Source organism: Achromobacter pulmonis (assembly GCF_902859765.1).
In the GTDB taxonomy this organism is placed as follows: Bacteria; Pseudomonadota; Gammaproteobacteria; order Burkholderiales; family Burkholderiaceae_B; genus Achromobacter; species Achromobacter pulmonis.
Genome location: NZ_CADIJV010000005.1, coordinates 1 through 15,444, shown reverse-complemented (window position 1 = coordinate 15,444; position 15,444 = coordinate 1). Strand labels below are relative to the sequence as shown.

At 68.6% G+C, this 15,444-nt stretch carries 16 protein-coding genes; 9 read left to right on the top strand and 7 right to left on the bottom strand.

What is annotated here, in order from left to right:
* The first annotated feature begins 17 nt into the window (after positions 1 to 17).
* Positions 18 to 1,337: an NAD(P)/FAD-dependent oxidoreductase gene (locus HV701_RS06250; RefSeq protein ID WP_175132214.1), complete on the top strand. Its 1,320-nt coding sequence runs from the start codon at positions 18 to 20 to the stop codon at positions 1,335 to 1,337.
* Positions 1,338 to 1,345: 8 nt separating this feature from the next.
* Positions 1,346 to 2,164 (top strand): orotidine-5'-phosphate decarboxylase, encoded by an 819-nt coding sequence (pyrF, locus tag HV701_RS06245; protein WP_175132213.1) that lies wholly within the window; start codon positions 1,346 to 1,348, stop codon positions 2,162 to 2,164.
* A gap of 68 nt (positions 2,165 to 2,232) precedes the next feature.
* Here pyrF and HV701_RS06240 read toward each other — a convergent pair whose 3' ends face one another.
* The 6 genes from HV701_RS06240 to ribBA form a co-directional block, all read right to left on the bottom strand.
* On the bottom strand, positions 2,233 to 2,799 hold the full coding sequence (locus HV701_RS06240) for a CinA family protein (RefSeq protein WP_175132212.1): 567 nt from the start codon (positions 2,797 to 2,799) through the stop codon (positions 2,233 to 2,235).
* A complete protein-coding gene (locus HV701_RS06235) occupies positions 2,796 to 3,302 on the bottom strand; it encodes a phosphatidylglycerophosphatase A family protein (protein ID WP_175132401.1) in 507 nt (168 codons plus the stop codon). The genes HV701_RS06240 and HV701_RS06235 overlap by 4 nt, the downstream gene beginning before the upstream one ends.
* A 136-nt stretch (positions 3,303 to 3,438) precedes the next feature.
* Complete coding sequence (gene thiL / locus HV701_RS06230) at positions 3,439 to 4,404, bottom strand: thiamine-phosphate kinase (RefSeq protein WP_175132211.1); 966 nt, start codon at positions 4,402 to 4,404, stop codon at positions 3,439 to 3,441.
* 223 nt (positions 4,405 to 4,627) lie between these two features.
* A complete protein-coding gene (gene nusB, locus HV701_RS06225) occupies positions 4,628 to 5,119 on the bottom strand; it encodes a transcription antitermination factor NusB (RefSeq protein WP_049076116.1) in 492 nt (163 codons plus the stop codon).
* Positions 5,088 to 5,618, bottom strand: a complete 531-nt coding sequence (ribH, locus tag HV701_RS06220) for a 6,7-dimethyl-8-ribityllumazine synthase (RefSeq protein WP_006391339.1) — start codon at positions 5,616 to 5,618, stop codon at positions 5,088 to 5,090. The genes nusB and ribH overlap by 32 nt, the downstream gene beginning before the upstream one ends.
* Before the next feature lie 10 nt (positions 5,619 to 5,628).
* The gene (gene ribBA / locus HV701_RS06215) at positions 5,629 to 6,804 is read right to left on the bottom strand and encodes a bifunctional 3,4-dihydroxy-2-butanone-4-phosphate synthase/GTP cyclohydrolase II (protein ID WP_175132210.1); all 1,176 of its coding nucleotides are present in this window, start codon (positions 6,802 to 6,804) and stop codon (positions 5,629 to 5,631) included.
* Positions 6,805 to 6,952: 148 nt separating this feature from the next.
* On the opposite strand from ribBA, the gene HV701_RS06210 reads away from it, so the two are divergent.
* From HV701_RS06210 to HV701_RS06180, 7 genes are all read left to right on the top strand, one after another.
* Positions 6,953 to 7,759, top strand: coding sequence for an HAD-IIB family hydrolase (locus tag HV701_RS06210; protein WP_175132209.1), 807 nt, complete (start codon positions 6,953 to 6,955; stop codon positions 7,757 to 7,759).
* A 10-nt stretch (positions 7,760 to 7,769) separates the two neighbouring features.
* The gene (locus HV701_RS06205; protein WP_175132208.1) at positions 7,770 to 8,585 is read left to right on the top strand and encodes an IclR family transcriptional regulator; all 816 of its coding nucleotides are present in this window, start codon (positions 7,770 to 7,772) and stop codon (positions 8,583 to 8,585) included.
* Between the two features lie 209 nt (positions 8,586 to 8,794).
* On the top strand, positions 8,795 to 9,793 hold the full coding sequence (gene phnD, locus HV701_RS06200; RefSeq protein ID WP_175132207.1) for a phosphate/phosphite/phosphonate ABC transporter substrate-binding protein: 999 nt from the start codon (positions 8,795 to 8,797) through the stop codon (positions 9,791 to 9,793).
* A 5-nt stretch (positions 9,794 to 9,798) separates the two neighbouring features.
* Positions 9,799 to 10,569: a phosphonate ABC transporter ATP-binding protein gene (gene phnC, locus HV701_RS06195; RefSeq protein ID WP_175132206.1), complete on the top strand. Its 771-nt coding sequence runs from the start codon at positions 9,799 to 9,801 to the stop codon at positions 10,567 to 10,569.
* The gene (gene phnE / locus HV701_RS06190; protein ID WP_175132205.1) at positions 10,557 to 11,468 is read left to right on the top strand and encodes a phosphonate ABC transporter, permease protein PhnE; all 912 of its coding nucleotides are present in this window, start codon (positions 10,557 to 10,559) and stop codon (positions 11,466 to 11,468) included. Before phnC ends, phnE (HV701_RS06190) begins: the two co-directional genes overlap by 13 nt.
* Entirely contained in the window at positions 11,465 to 12,289 is an 825-nt protein-coding gene (gene phnE, locus HV701_RS06185; protein ID WP_175132204.1) for a phosphonate ABC transporter, permease protein PhnE, read from the top strand. Before phnE (HV701_RS06190) ends, phnE (HV701_RS06185) begins: the two co-directional genes overlap by 4 nt.
* A 357-nt stretch (positions 12,290 to 12,646) precedes the next feature.
* Positions 12,647 to 14,305, top strand: a complete 1,659-nt coding sequence (locus tag HV701_RS06180) for a CYTH and CHAD domain-containing protein (RefSeq protein ID WP_175132203.1) — start codon at positions 12,647 to 12,649, stop codon at positions 14,303 to 14,305.
* Positions 14,306 to 14,437: 132 nt separating this feature from the next.
* Here HV701_RS06180 and ftsY read toward each other — a convergent pair.
* A partial coding sequence (gene ftsY / locus HV701_RS06175) for a signal recognition particle-docking protein FtsY (RefSeq protein ID WP_420867811.1) occupies positions 14,438 to 15,444 on the bottom strand: 1,007 nt, incomplete at its 5' end.

Sequence of the window (15,444 nt, the reverse complement as noted above, 5' to 3'; positions counted from 1 at the left end):
CCTCTATACTGGGAGCCATGATGCCCAACTCGACGCCAGCCCCTTCGGAACGCATCGTTATCGTCGGCGGGGGTGCCGGCGGCCTCGAACTGGCCGCCAAGCTCGGCCGCCTCCACGGCCGCCAGCACATCACCCTGGTCGACAGCCGGCCGTTCCACATCTGGAAGCCGTCGCTGCACGAAGCGGCGGCCGGCACGCTCGATATCCACCAGGAAGGCCTGTCCTACCTGATGCTGGCGCACCTGAACGGCTTTTCCTTCGCCCAGGGTCGGCTGGTCGGCGTCGACCGCGAGCGGCGCCAGGTCACCGTGGACGCCGTGGCCGACGCCCAGGGCCAGGAAGTGCTGCCGCGCCGCGAACTGGCCTACGACACCCTGGTGCTGGCGCTGGGCAGCACCTCCAATTTCTTCAACACCCCGGGCGCGGCCGAGCATGCCGTCACGCTCGATACCACCGAAAATGCCGAGCAGTTCCGCCTGACCATGCTCAAGGCCATGGCCCTGGTCGACCAGGCCAAGGTGCGCGACCCGTCGGCGCGGCTGGACCTGGTGATCGTCGGCGGCGGCGCCACTGGCGTCGAGCTGGCGGTCGAGCTGGTCGAGGCCAGCCATGTGGTCAGCGCCTACGGCCTGCCGAATTTCCGCGCCGAGCGCGACCTGGCGATCACGCTGGTCGAAGGCGCGCCGCGCATCCTGTCGGCCCTGCCCGAAAAGATCTCCACCGCCGCCACCGCGCGCCTGACCGAACTCGGCATCCGCGTCGAGACCGACTGCCGGGTCTCCGAGGTCACCGCCGATTCCGTCAAGACCGCCGATGGCCGCGAATTCCCCGCGCGGTTGTGCATGTGGGCGGCCGGCATCAAGGGCCCGGCCCTGCTGGCGGAACTGGACCTGCCGCTGAACAGGCTGGGCCAGGTCGAGGTCAATGAACGGCTCGAGACCGCCGACCCGCACATCCTGGCGCTGGGCGACTGCTGCGCCGTACCCTGGCGCGATGGCCGTACCGTGCCGGCGCGCGCCCAGGCCGCGCACCAGCAGGCCGACTACCTATGCAAGAAGCTCAGCGCGCGGCTGCGTCGCGCTGCCGAGCCCACCGCCCCCTACGTCTACCAAGACCACGGCTCGCTGGTCTCGCTGGGCCAGGATGCCGGCGTGGGCAGCCTGATGGGCAAGCTGGCCGGACGGGGACTGTTCGTAAGCGGTACACTGGCGCGCCTGATGTACATGAGCCTGCACCTGATGCACCACAAAGCGGTGCTGGGCATCTCACGCACCGCCTCCCTGGCCCTGGCGCGCCTGCTCATGCGGCGCACGCGCCCCCGGGTCAAACTGCACTGAACGCCCCCATGAACTTCCTCCAAAGACTCGAACACGCCTGGACCACCAGCAACTCGCTCCTGCAAGTCGGGCTCGATCCCGACCCGCAGCGTTTCCCGCGCGAACTGCAGGGCAAGCCCGACGCGATCTTCCAGTTCTGCCGCGACATCGTCGATGCCACCGCGCCCTATGCCTGCAGCTTCAAGCCGCAGATCGCCTACTTCGCCGCGCACCGCGCCGAAGACCAGCTCGAAGCGCTGTGCCAGCACATCCGCGACCAGCATCCCGACCTGCCCATTGTGCTGGACGCCAAGCGCGGCGACATCGGCTCCACCGCCGAGAACTACGCACGCGAAGCCTACGAGCGCTACCAGGCGCACGCGCTGACGGTCAGCCCGTACATGGGCCTGGACTCGGTCGAGCCCTACCTGGCCTGGCGCGACCGCGGCGTGATCGTGCTGTGCCGCACCTCCAACCCCGGCGGTTCGGACCTGCAATTCCTCAAGATGGATAACGGCGAGCCGCTGTACCTGCACGTGGCAGGGCTGGTGGCCGACAAATGGAACGCCAACGGCCAGTGCGGCCTGGTGGTGGGCGCGACCTTCCCGAACGAACTGGCCGCGGTGCGCCAGCGCATCGGCGATGCGGTGCCGCTGCTGGTGCCCGGCATCGGCGCCCAGGGCGGCGACATCACCGCCACCGTCAACGCCGGCGCCAACGCCGCGCGCAGCGGCATGATGATCAATTCCTCGCGCGCCATCATCTACGCCAGCGGCGGTGACAACTGGCGCCAAGCCGCCGGCGACGCCGCGCGCGGCCTGCGCGACGCGATCAACGCGGTGCGCTGATCGACGTTTGCGGGGGCCGCCCGGCCCCCGCCATGGTCTCCACGACCCGCGCCGTTGCGCGCGTGCCCTCAACGCCGGTTGGCCGGCGCCCCCAGCAATTCCAGCACCCCGCGCAACGCGAACTCGACCGCCTGCTGGCGTACCTGCGCGCGGTCGCCGCTGAACACGTGGGTGACGGCGCGGCTGCTGATGCCGTCGCCGACCCGCTGCGCGAAGCCGAAGCACACCATGCCCACCGGCTTGCCCGGGGTGGCGCCGCCCGGGCCGGCGATGCCGGTGGTGGACACCGCCACCTGCGCCGCAGGCGAGGCCAGCAACACGCCGTTGGCCATTTCCAGCGCCACCGGCTCGCTGACCGCGCCGAAGTGATGCAACGCGTCCGGCGACACATCCAGCTCGGCGACCTTGGCGTCATTGCTATAGGTGACGAAGCCGCGATCGAACCATTCGCTGGACCCCGCTACCGCCGTCACCGCGCCGGCCAGCAGGCCGCCGGTGCAGGATTCGGCGGTGCCCAGCACCAGGCCCTGGCGCCGCAGCGTGTCGCCGAGCCTTTCGGCCAGCCCGAAGGCGGTGGCCTGCGCCAGTTGTTCGGCCGACAGATTCGACCGCGTGCTTTCCTGTTGCTGGTTCATCCCAAGACTCCTGTGCGCACGACCAGCGCCATGATCAGCAAGGCGTATCCGGCCGCGACGATATCGTCCCACATTACCCCGAAACCGCCCTTCAGGCGGGCGTCGAAGAACTTGATGGGCGGCGGCTTGACGATGTCGAACGCGCGGAACAGCACGAACGCCAGCGCTTGCGACAACCAGCCGGCCGGCGTCAGCCACAGCACCAGCCAGAACGCCACCATCTCGTCCCACACCATTCCGACATGATCGGGCTGCTGGAGTTCGCGGCCGACACGGTCGCAGGCCCAGCAGCCGTACAGGAAAGCCAGCGCCAGGAAAATGCCGATGGCCAGGTCGGAGGCGGCCGGCGCGGCGGCGACCCAGATGATCCAGGCCAGCAGCGTGCCCCAGGTGCCCGAGGCGGGCCGGATGAGACCGCTGCCAAAGCCGAAGGCGACCAGCCGGCCCGGATCGCGGCAGACCCAGGACAGCGCGGGATAGACCGCCCGCGAGCGTTCGCGCATCGACGGGGAATGGGGGGAAGAGGACGACATGGATGAGGGCCCGATGATGGCTGCAAGAATGACAATAGGGTTGGCGATGCCTGTGGCAGCGATTGTGCCAGGGTTTGGCGCCGCGCTTCGCAACGCCGACGAGCAATCAGGCAGTCGGAAAGTGATCGAAGCCCGCGGGCAATTGCGCCAGCGCATGCCCGTCTGCGTCCAGCACCGCCAGGCCGGCCTGGGCCACGATGCGGCCCACGCGGGTCACCCGCGCGCCTGCCGTCCGCGCGGCGGCCAGCACGGCATCACGCCGCGCCGGCGGCGCGGTAAAGCAGAACTGGTAAACGTCGCCGCCGCCCAGGACGGCGCGGCGCACCTGATCGGCGGGCAGGCCGGCCAGCGCGGCAGCCACGGGCATCCGGTCTTCATGCAGCACCGCGCCCGCCCGGCTGGCCGCCAGGATATGGCCCAGATCCTGCAGCAAACCGTCGGAAATATCGATGGCGGCATGCGCGATGCCGCGCAACGCCAGGCCCAACGCCACCTGCGGCTCGGGCCACTCCAGCGCGCCGCGGACCGCGGCCAACCGCGCCGCGTCGGCCGGGTACTGCCCGTCGAGCAAGCGATAGGCCACGTCGGCCGCGCCCAGTTCGCCGGACACCCAGACATCGTCGTCCACGCGCGCGCCGGCGCGGCGCAATGCCAGATCGGCCGGCACGGCGCCGAACACGGTCACGCTGATGGCCAGTTCATGGCCGCTGCGCGTGGTGTCGCCGCCGATCAACGGGCAGCCATGGGCCGCCGCCAGCGCGTGAAAACCATCGGCAAAAGCCGCCAGCCACGGCTCGTCCAGGCGCGGCAACGCCAACCCCAGGACGCAACCGATCGGACGCGCGCCCATGGCGGCCAGGTCCGACAGGTTTACTGCCAGGGCCTTGTGCCCCAGCGCCTTGGGATCGACATCGGGAAAGAAATGCCGGCCTTCCAGCAGCAGATCGGTGCTGGTGGCCACCTGCTCGCCGGGCGGCACGGGAAACAACGCGCAGTCGTCCCCCACGCCCAGCAGCCCCGCAGGCGCGGTGCGCGTGAAATAGCGCGCGATCAGATCAAATTCGGACGCCACGACAACTCCGCAGTCCGGCACAAGGCCGGTATTGACTCCCACTCAGGGGCCACGTTCCAAAGGGAGGTTCGCTCCAACGGGACGGAAAGCGCGCTCCAAAAGGAGAAAGGTCGCCAAAAAAAACGGCCCTCCCCAGACCCGGGCCGCGCGGATCCGGCTCCGCCGGTCCGCAGCGGCGCCCCCCTGGGGGGGAAGCGCGCAGCGCTTCGGGGGGGGGTAAATACTACTTCTTCATTTCGTGCGAACGCACGTCGGCCGCCAGCTTGTCGAGCACGCCATTGACGAACTTGAAGCCGTCGGTGCCACCAAACGACTTGGCCAGCTCCACGGCTTCATTGATGGCGACCTTGTATGGCACTTCGACATGATGGATCAGTTCGAAGCTGCCGATCAGCAGGATGCCATGCTCGACGGGCGACAACTCGGCCAGCGGGCGGTCGACGTAGGGCGTGAAGCGCTCGCGCAGCGCGGGCGCTTCACGCAGGACGCCATGCAGCAAGGTCTTGAACCACTGCGCGTCGGCCTCGGAGAAATCCTCGGTGTCGCGCAGATGGGCGTCGATCTCGCCGGCGTCCTGCGTGCCTTCGCCGCCGCGCAGCAGCCACGCGTACACGCCCTGCAGCGCGAATTCGCGCGCACGGCGGCGCGCGCTGCGGGCGTTGGCGCGGGCCTGCGCCGCGCTATCAGCGCTGGTCGTCGTCTTCTTCGTCGTCAAAATCTTCGTCCTCGTCTTCGTCGTCTTCGTCTTCTTCCTCGGGCTCCAGGGCCGCCACCAGGTTGGCCATTTCGACCGCCACCTGGGCGCAGTCGCGGCCCTTGCCGGCGGCGCGGGCCTGCGCCTGCTCGTCGGTGTCCACGGTCAGCACGCCATTGGCGACCGGGATGCCGGTCTCGAGGGAGATACGGGTGATAGCAGTGGCCATTTCATTGCTGACCACTTCAAAGTGATAGGTCTCGCCGCGGATGACCGCGCCCAGAGCGATCAGGGCGTCGAACTCGAAGGTCTCGGCCATGTGCGACAGGGCCACGCCCAGTTCCAGCGCGCCAGGCACGGTGGCGACCATCACGTCGCGCTCGTCCACGCCGAGTTCGGCCAGTTCCTTCAGGCACGCTTCGAGTTCGGCCTGGCCGATCTCTTCATTGAAGCGGGCGCGTACGATGCCGATGTGCAGCCCTTCGCCGTTCAGGTCGGGGGTGAGGATGTAAGGGTTCATGTGTCGGCCTTCAGTGTGTTGCGGGAGAGTTCGGAGGGTCGCAATCGTAACCCGTAATGGTGAGCGAGAAGCCCGCCATGTTGGGCATCTTGCGCGGCCGGGCCAGCAGCCTCATCTGGCCCACGTTCAGGTCGCGCAGGATCTGGGCGCCGATGCCGTAGGTGCGCAGGCCGAAACGGTCGGCGTTGGCGGGGTTGGCATTGGCCTTGGGGTCGCTCCAGCCGGCGATCTGCGCGAACAGGTGCTCGGTGGAGGACTGGCAATTCATCAGCACCAGCACGCCGGCCGGCGCCTGCGCGATGGCCTGCAGGGCCTGCGCCACGCCCCAGCTGTGCGGGCTGGCGCCGGTATCCAGCACGTCCAGCACCGAGGCCGGCTCATGCACGCGCACCAGGGTCTCGACGTCGCGCGCGATCTTGCCGTGCACCAGCGCCAAGTGGGCCGAGCCGGTGGCCGCGTCTTCGTACGCCACGGCCTCGAAAGTGCCCCAGGCGGTCTGCATGCTGCGCTTGCCGACGCGCTTGACGATGGATTCGTGCTCGCTGCGGTATTGGATCAGGTCGGCGATGGTGCCGATCTTCAGGCTGTGCTCGCGGGCGAATTCGACCAGGTCGGGCAGGCGCGCCATGGTGCCGTCCGGCTTGAGGATCTCGCAGATCACGGCGGCCGGGGTCAGGCCGGCCATGGCGGTCAGGTCACAGCCGGCTTCGGTATGGCCGGCGCGCACCAGCACGCCGCCGGGCACCGCGCGCACCGGGAAGATGTGGCCGGGCTGCACCAGATCGGACGGCTTGGCGTCGCGCGCCACCGCCACCTGGATGGTGCGGGCGCGGTCGGCGGCCGAAATGCCGGTCTCGACGCCTTCGGCGGCCTCGATCGACTGGGTGAAATTGGTGCCGTATCGCGTGCCGTTGCGGGCCGCCATCAGCGGCAGGTCCAACTGGCGGCAGCGTTCTTCGGTCAGGGTCAGGCACACCAGGCCGCGGCCGTGGGTCACCATGAAATTGATGGCCTCGGGCGTGACGAACTCGGCGGCCATGACCAGATCGCCTTCATTTTCACGGTCTTCTTCGTCGACCAGGATGACGATGCGGCCGGCGCGCAGCTCGGCGATGATCTCGGCGACCGACGCGATATCGAAGGATTCCGGCTCGGCGCCGGGCAAGGGGGACAACTGGACGGACATGGTGGACACGCAATACCAGGCGGGAAAGCCCGGATTTTACCGCTCCCGGCGCCATATCCCCTACCGGGCCGCTCCGCCCCCGCCCAAAGCGGGCCATCCGGTTAAACTTTCGGCCGGAGAACACCCCATAAAACCAAGGAAAAACGCCATGCAAGCCCTTGCGGCCATGCCTTCGACCGTCGCGGCGGGGATCCGCGTCGTGCTCACCGACATTGACGACACCCTGACCACCGAAGGCCGGCTGCCCGCCGACGCCTATGCCGCCCTGGAGCGCCTGGAACAGGCCGGCATCCAGGTGGTGCCGATCACCGGCCGCCCGGCTGGCTGGTGCGACCACATCGCCCGCATGTGGCCGGTGCGCGCGGTGGTCGGCGAGAACGGCGCGTTCTACTACGCCTACGACCGCCAGGCGCGCCGCATGGTCACGCACTACTGGACCGACGCGGCCTCGCGCCAGGCCAGCCGCAAGCAGTTGGACGCGATCCGCGACCGGGTGCTGGCCGAGGTGCCCGGCGCGGCCGTCGCCAGCGACCAGGACTACCGCGTGGCCGACCTGGCGATCGACTTCTGCGAGGACGTGCCGCCCCTGCCCGAGGCCGACATCGGCCGCATCGTGCGCCTCTTCGAAGAAGCCGGCGCCCAGGCCAAGGTCAGTTCGATCCACGTCAACGGCTGGTTCGGCGACTACGACAAGCTGACCATGACGCGCACCCTGTTCCAGCGCGAATTCGGCGTGGACGTGGCCAGCGTGCTCGACAGCACCCTGTTCATCGGCGACTCGCCCAACGACGAGCCCATGTTCGCCTACTTCCCGGTCTCGGTCGGCGTGGCCAACATCCAGTCGCAGTTGCACCGCCTGACGCACCGCCCCGCCTACGTGGCCGCGTTCCATGGCGGCGCCGGTTTCACCGAGATGGCCGAGCGCCTGCTGGCCGCCCGCGCCGTCACCGCCTGAGACCCGCACCGTGGCCACCGCCAAAACATCCTCCCCCGCCGCCAACGACGGCCGCCGCAGCATCCAGTCGATCGAAGTGGGCGTGCCGCTGCTGGCCGCGCTGGTCGATGCCGCCAAGCCGCTGACCCTGCGCGACCTGGCCGCTGGCGCCGGCATGACCTCGGCCAAGGCCCACCCCTACCTGGTCAGCTTCATCCGCGTGGGCCTGGTGCAGCAGGACAGCATCACCGGCCAGTACGAGCTGGGGCCGTTCGCGCTGCAGATGGGCCTGGTCAGCCTGCAACGGCTGGATCCGGTGCGCATCGCCATGCCCGAGATCGCCAAGCTGCAATCCGAGATCGGCCACACCTTGGGCATCGCGGTGCTGGGCTCGCACGGCCCCACCATGATCCACATGACCGAGGCCAGCTACCCGGTGCACGTGAACATGCGCAAGGGCACCGTGATGTCTATGCTGCACACCGCCACCGGCCTGGTGTTCGCGGCCTGGCTGCCGCCCAAGGTCAGCGAGCACTACATCGCCCGCGAGGAAGGCGACACCGCCGTCATCGCCAGCGTGCCGCCGCCGCGCAAGGCCAGCCGCGCCAACATCGAGGCGCAACTGGCCGACATCCGCGTGCACGGCATGGCGCGGGCGCTGGGCAACCCGCTGCCCGGCGTCGACGCCTTGTCGGTGCCGGTCTTCGACAACACCGGCAACATCGTGCTGGCGCTGACCAGCCTGGGCCCCACCGGCCTGTTCGACGTGTCCTGGGACGGCGCCATCGCCCGTCCGCTGCTGGCCTGCGCGCAGGAAATCTCGCGCAAGCTCGGCTACCGCGCCTGACCCTCCTTCCCGCCTGACCCGCGAGTCCGGCGGCGGATCGACCGATCCGTCGCCGGGCCTCGCCCCGGTTCGCGCAAAAACGAACCCAAAACGAACAAACCGAACAAAACCCGAAAAGAAACACAGGGACTTTCCCGAGTGTCTCCCCTGCGCTTGTATGTTTGAATTCAGTTACTAGTCATATTCAGACCGATAAGAGGAGACATACGATGCGCGCCTTGCGTCTACTGCAAGCGGCCTCGCTGGCCGCGCTCGCGTTCGGGGCGTCCGCCGCCCACGCCGCCGACACCTGCCCGAACCGGGGCGACCTGGACCAGATGTACTGCGACGCCGACAAGAACCTGGTGGCCGACACGCCCACCGATGCGTCCAAGCTCAAGACGCCGTCGACGCTGGTGTTCACCTACACCCCGGTGGAAGACCCGGCGGTGTATGAAGACATCTTCAAGCCCTTCACCAAGCACCTGTCCGAATGCACCGGCAAGCGCGTGGTGTTCTACCAGGTGCAGAGCAACGCCGCCGAAATCGAAGCCATGCGCTCGGGCCGCCTGCACGTGGGCGGCTTCTCCACCGGCCCCACCGCCTTCGCCGTCAACATCGCCGGCGCGGTGCCGTTCGCCGTCAAGGGCTATGCCGATGGCTTCCAGGGCTACAACTTGATCGTGATCGTCAAGAAGGACAGCCCGTACCAGAAGCTGACCGACCTGAAGGGCAAGAAGCTGGCGCACACCGCGCCGTCGTCGAACTCCGGCCACATGGCGCCGGTGGCGTTGTTCCCCAAGGAAGGCCTGACGCCCGACAAGGACTACAAGATCATCTTCTCGGGCAAGCATGACCAGTCGGTCATGGGCGTGAACTCCGGCGACTACGATGCCGCCGCGGTCGCCTCGGACGTGTTCAAGCGCATGGTCGAGCGCGGCCAGGTCAAGGAAGCCGACTTCCGCATCATCTACAAGAGCGAGAAATTCCCCACCTCATCGTTCGCCTACGCGCACGACCTGGAGCCGAAGTTCCGCGACCAGATGCTCAAGTGCTTCTACGACTACCGCTTCCCGGCCGAGATGTCCAAGGCCTTCGACGGCGCCGACCGCTTCTACCTGGTGACCTACCAGAAGGACTGGGCCATCGTGCGCCAAGTCGCCGAATCCGGCGGCGAGAGCTTCAACCGCGCCGCCTACGACCGCGAATCCGCCAAGAGCAAGAAGTAATCAGCATGACGACGTCGCTACGCATATCCGGCCTGGTCAAGGAATACCGGGCCGGCCGGCCGGTACTGAACGGCATCGACCTGCAGATCGCGGGACGCGGCCTGACGGCCATCATCGGCCCCTCGGGCACCGGCAAGAGCACGCTGCTGCGCTGCATCAACCGGCTGATCGAGCCGACCCGCGGCGAGATCGTGCTGGAAGCCGGCGACGGCGCGGTCGACCTGGCCCGGGTGCGTGGCGCGTCGCTGCGGCGCGCGCGCCGGCGCATCGGCATGGTGTTCCAGGAATACAACCTGGTCGAACGCCTGACCGTGATGGAAAACCTGCTCACCGGGCGGCTGGGCTACACCGGCGCCTTCAAGGCCTGGACCCGCCGTTTCGAGCCCGACGACATCGAGCATGCCTACCAGTTGCTCGATACCGTCGGCCTGGCGGGCTTTGCCGACCAGCGCGCCGACGCCTTGTCCGGCGGCCAGCGCCAGCGCGTGGGCATCGCCCGCGCCCTGATGCAGCGGCCGCAACTGCTGCTGGCCGACGAACCGACCTCGTCGCTCGACCCCAAGACCTCGGTCGAGATCATGGAACTGCTGGCGGCGCAGGGCGATGCCAGCGGCATCCCGGTCATCGTCAACATCCATGACGTCGAGCTGGCGCGGCGCTATGCCAGCCGCATCGTCGGCATGTCCGGCGGCCACGTGGTCTACGACGGCGACGGCCAGGGCCTGGACGCCGGCATGCTCAAGACCATCTACGGAGGCGAGTCTTGGCTGGCGTGACCTCTCCCCGTTCCGCGCATCCGCGCCCCTTCGCCCTGTCCGGCCGCGCCAAGGCGGGCATGCTGTTGCTGGTGCTATACACGATCTACGCCGGCGCGCAGCTGGACTTCAGCTGGGCCCGCTTCGAGAGCGGCATGGGCCATGCCTCGACCTTTCTGGCGCGCATGTTCCCGCCCAATTTCGAGAAGCCCGCCACCCTCTGGAAAGGCATCGCCGAAAGCCTGGAGATCGCCGTGCTGGCCTCGGTGCTGGGCATCCTGTTCGCGCTGCCGGTGGGCCTGCTGGGCGCGCGCAACCTGATGCCGGGCTGGGTGTCGTGGCCGGCGCGGGCCCTCGTCGCGCTATGCCGCGCGCTGCATCCGGTGATCGTCGCCATCCTGTTCGTCAAGGCCGTGGGCTTTGGCGCGCTGGCCGGCATCCTGGCGTTGACGGTCGCCTCGATCGGCTTCATCGGCAAACTGTTCACCGAGGCCATCGAGGAAATCTCGCTCAAGCAGGTCGAAGCGGTGCGCGCCACAGGCGCCTCGTTCGCCAACGTGCTCGCCTTTGGCGTGCTGCCGCAGGTGTTCGCGCGTTTCATCGGCTTTGCCACCTACCAGTTCGACTCGAACCTGCGCAACTCCACCATGGTCGGCATCGTCGGCGCCGGCGGCGTCGGCGGCACGCTGTTCTCGGCCTTCCAGCGCTTTGACTACGACTTCGTCAGCGCCATCCTGCTGACGCTGATCGCCATCATCATGCTGGGCGAGATCCTGGCGGGCTTCGTGCGCGCCGTATTCCTGGACAACCTGGGCTTCGACCGCATCCTGCAGGGCCGTTTCGCCGGCGCGCGCGGCATCGGCTCCAGCAGCTCGAAGGCGGCCTACCAGGCCGCCCGCAAAGCGGAGGCGGACCAATGAGCACGCACGCCCCCACCTTGCCCGCCAGCGGCGCGCCGCGCGTCTGGCAGCGCTACAGCCTGGGCCAGCGGCTGCTGCGCTTCGCCCTCTACCTGCTGCTGGTGGCCGCCATCGTGCAGGCCATCCGTGGCGTCGAAGTCATTCCGGAGTTCCTGTACGACGCGCCCGAGCAGATGGCCGACCTGTTCCAGCGCATGTGGCCGGTGGACTGGGCCCACTACCGCGGCGGCGTGCACGACGCGCTGATCGAGACCCTGCACATTGCCACGCTCGGCACCATCCTGTCGGTGATCATGGCGGTGCCGGTGGGCCTGCTGGCGGCCAACAATCTCACGCCCAGCAAGACCATCAACATGCTCGCGCGGCTGGTCCTGGTGTCGAGCCGCTCGGTCAACTCGCTGGTCTGGGCGCTGCTGTTCATCGCCATCTTCGGCCCCGGCGCGCTGGCCGGCACGCTGGCCATCGCGTTCCGCTCCATCGGCTTCGTCGGCAAGCTGGTGGGCGAAGCCATCGAGGAAGCGCAGCGCGGCCCGATCGAAGCCGTCACCGCCACCGGCGCCAGCAAGGCCGCGGTGATCTGGTACGCCTACTGGCCGCAGATCCGCCCGGCGTTCTGGTCCATCGTGCTGCTGCGCTGGGACATCAACGTACGCGAATCCGCCGTGCTCGGCCTGGTCGGCGCCGGCGGCATCGGCATGGCGCTGGACACCGCCCTCAACCTGTTCCAGTGGGACCGCGTCGCGCTGGTGCTGGCCGCCATCTTCGTGGTGGTGGTGCTGGCCGAGATTCTCATCACCCAGGCGCGCAAACGCATCCTCTGACGCGCCCGCCACCGACGTTCCTTTGCGCCGCCCGGCAACGGGCGGTTTTTTTTTCCCGCGTCGCCGGACCGCCACCGCCGCGTCGCGCCCATGGGGAGCGCTGTCACCCATAGCGCGCACGCACGCTAATTACAATTTGAATAGCCCGGGGCGTCGTCGCCTGTCGTTGGAGCCGGGTAATTGCGCGGACGCAATCAAAGCCGAAAATATCGACGGGACCGGTCCGCCGACGATTGTTGATGCACCGCAACCCGGTCTATGCTCGGACGAGCATTTATGAACTAAATATGACCGGTCATCAAACATCTCCCCCCATTTGATTAACATCTCGGCTTTTGCCGCTGGACACCCGCCGCCATGTCGGAACAGGAACTGAAACTGCACGTGCCCACGGCTTCGCGCCAGGCCGTGCTGCGAGAGATCAAGCAACGCGAAGCGACGCGCATTCGCCTGCACGCGATGTACTTCGACACCCCCGAGCGCGAACTGGCCCGGGCGCGCATCGCCATCCGCCTGCGCCAGGAAGGCCGCGACTGGGTGCAGACCCTGAAGATGCCCGGCATCAACGCCATCACCCGCATCGAACTGAATCATCCCCGCCCTGGCCCGGTGCTCGACCTGTCGGTCTACGCCGGCACCGAAGTCGAGGCCGCCCTGGCCGCCATCAAGGGCGAACTGGGCCTGCGCTATGAGACCGACGTGCAGCGCATGCTGCGCAAGGTGCGCACCCGCTACGGCACGGTCGAACTGGCCTACGACACCGGCATCCTGCGCGCCGGCGCGCTGGAACTGCCGATCTCCGAACTCGAATTCGAACTGGTCTCGGGCCGCCCCGCCGCCATCTTCGCGGTCGCGCGCGGCTGGCAGCAACGCCACAACCTGGTGCTGGACCCGCGCAGCAAATCGGAACGCGGCGACGCCCTGGCGCAGTTGGCGCAACGCCTGGCCGATGTCGACGCCATCCCGGGCGATGACCTCGACAGCCGCCGCGCCCAGGCCATCGCCCTGTTCTGGGCGCCGCGCACGGCTGCCGCCGTCAAGCTGCGCGAGGACATGACCGCGGCCCAGGCCATGGGCCGCATCGCCGCCGAATGCCTGGACCAGATCGCCCGCAACGCCGCAGTGCTGGCCGAGGTCGACACCGAAGGCGTGTACCGCGCCGGCAATTCCGAACACGTGCACCAACTGCGCGTCGGCATCCGCCGCCTGCGTTCGGCCTGGAAGCTGTTCGATGGCTGGATCGCGCCGGTCTCCGACAGCATCATGCAGGGCGTGCGCGCGCACTTCGCCGCTTTCGGCGCCAACCGCGACCAGGACGTGCTGAACGAAACCGTGGCGCCCGCGCTGATGCGCGCCGGCATGCCAGTCATCCCGATGGAAGCGGCGCCGCCCGAACAGGACGCGCGCGCCATTGCCGGCGGCAAGGCCTTCCAGGCGTGGCTGCTGGAACTGCTGGAATGGAGCCTGGACGTGCCGCCGGCCCTGCCGGCCTCCGACGGCCAGCACGTTGCCAATGGCATGCCCAGCGACGCCGCGCCCGAGCCCGCCATCCGCCTGGAAGGCGGCATCGCCGGCCCCAGCGTCAAACCGACCATCATCCCCATGCTGGCGCCCGAGCCCGACCCGCAGCGACTGCATAAGCAGTTGGCGCGGCGCCTGCACCGCTGGCACAGCAAGGTAGCCGACCAGGGCACCCAGTTCGCCACGCTCGACATCCCGACGCGCCACGAACTGCGCAAGCGCGGCAAGCGCCTGCGCTACAGCCTGGCCTTCGCCGAATCGCTGCTGCCGCCGGCCAAGCTGCGCGGCTACCGCAAGCTGCTATCGCGGGTGCAGGACATCCTGGGCGAGATCAACGACCTGGCCGTGGCCAAGGACTACTACGAGTCGTGTACGGCCACGCATCCGCAGGCCTGGTTCGCGCTGGGCTGGATCAGCGCCCGGCTGGAAGAACTGGCGGTGGATGCGCAGCGCGCCTTCGACGACCTGGCCAGCAGCAAACCGTTCTGGAAGTGAGGCCACGCGGTCCTCGCGGACCACGTTTGCGCCCGCTGAAAACACCGCGCCCCACGCCTGCGATGTATCAGGCGTGGGGCGCGGTGTTTTCAGCGCCGGGCGCGAGGCCCCGACGGCGATCCGTGGACCTGATCAGTCGGCCAGCAATGCCCCCGCGAATTCGTCGGCCACGAACGGCTGCAGGTCTTCGAGGCTTTCGCCCACGCCGATCCAGTACACCGGGATCGGCCGCACGCCCTGGCTGCCCGCCGCCACCGCCGCCAGCGTGCCGCCCTTGGCGGTGCCATCCAGCTTGGTCACGACCAGGCCGGTGAGGTTGATGGCCGCGTCGAACGCGCGGATCTGCGCCAGCGCGTTCTGGCCGGTGTTGCCGTCCACCACCAGCAGCACTTCGTGCGGCGCGGCCGGGTCGGCCTTGCCGATGACGCGGCGGATCTTCTTCAGTTCTTCCATCAGGTGCAGCTGGGTCGGCAGGCGGCCGGCCGTATCCACCATCACCACGCCCATGCCGCGCGCGCGGCCGGCGTTGACCGAGTCGAACGCCACCGCCGCCGGATCGCCGCCATCCTGCGAGATCACGGTGACGTTGTTGCGGCTGCCCCATTCGATCAACTGCTCGCGCGCCGCGGCGCGGAACGTGTCGCCCGCGGCCAGCAGCACGCTGGCGCCCTGGCGCTGGAACGTATGCGCCAGCTTGCCGATGGACGTCGTCTTGCCGGCGCCGTTGACGCCCGCGATCATCACCACCAGCGGCTGCGCGCGCTTCAGCTCGAAGGCGCGCTCCAGCGGGCGCAGGTGATCGGCCAGCAACTGGCGCAGCGCGGTCTTGACCTGGGCCGGATCCTCGATGCGCTCTTTCTTGACCCGCGCGCGCAGCGCGGTCAGCAGCTTCTCGGTGGCCTCCAGCCCGGCATCGGCCATAATGAGCGCCGATTCGAGTTCCTCGAACAGGTTCTCGTCGACCTTGACGCCGACGAAAATGCCGCCAATGCTCTGGCCGGTGCGCGACAGGCCCTGCTTGAGCCGCGACAGCCACGACGCCTTCTTGGGCGCGGACTCCGGTTCGGGCGCGGCGGACGCGGCGGCGACCGGCGGCGTGGCGGCGGGCGGCGATGCCACTGGCGCGGGCGCAACCGGCG

Coding starts and splice junctions, on each gene's coding strand:
- HV701_RS06180 (WP_175132203.1), top strand. CDS start 12,647: ATGTCGGAACAGGAACTGAAACTGCACGTGCCCACGGCTTCGCGCCAG.
- phnD (WP_175132207.1), top strand. CDS start 8,795: ATGCGCGCCTTGCGTCTACTGCAAGCGGCCTCGCTGGCCGCGCTCGCG.
- HV701_RS06235 (WP_175132401.1), bottom strand. CDS start 3,302: ATGCGCGAACGCTCGCGGGCGGTCTATCCCGCGCTGTCCTGGGTCTGC.
- HV701_RS06210 (WP_175132209.1), top strand. CDS start 6,953: ATGCAAGCCCTTGCGGCCATGCCTTCGACCGTCGCGGCGGGGATCCGC.
- ribBA (WP_175132210.1), bottom strand. CDS start 6,804: ATGTCCGTCCAGTTGTCCCCCTTGCCCGGCGCCGAGCCGGAATCCTTC.
- pyrF (WP_175132213.1), top strand. CDS start 1,346: ATGAACTTCCTCCAAAGACTCGAACACGCCTGGACCACCAGCAACTCG.
- HV701_RS06240 (WP_175132212.1), bottom strand. CDS start 2,799: ATGAACCAGCAACAGGAAAGCACGCGGTCGAATCTGTCGGCCGAACAA.
- phnE (WP_175132204.1), top strand. CDS start 11,465: ATGAGCACGCACGCCCCCACCTTGCCCGCCAGCGGCGCGCCGCGCGTC.
- ribH (WP_006391339.1), bottom strand. CDS start 5,618: ATGAACCCTTACATCCTCACCCCCGACCTGAACGGCGAAGGGCTGCAC.
- phnC (WP_175132206.1), top strand. CDS start 9,799: ATGACGACGTCGCTACGCATATCCGGCCTGGTCAAGGAATACCGGGCC.
- HV701_RS06250 (WP_175132214.1), top strand. CDS start 18: ATGATGCCCAACTCGACGCCAGCCCCTTCGGAACGCATCGTTATCGTC.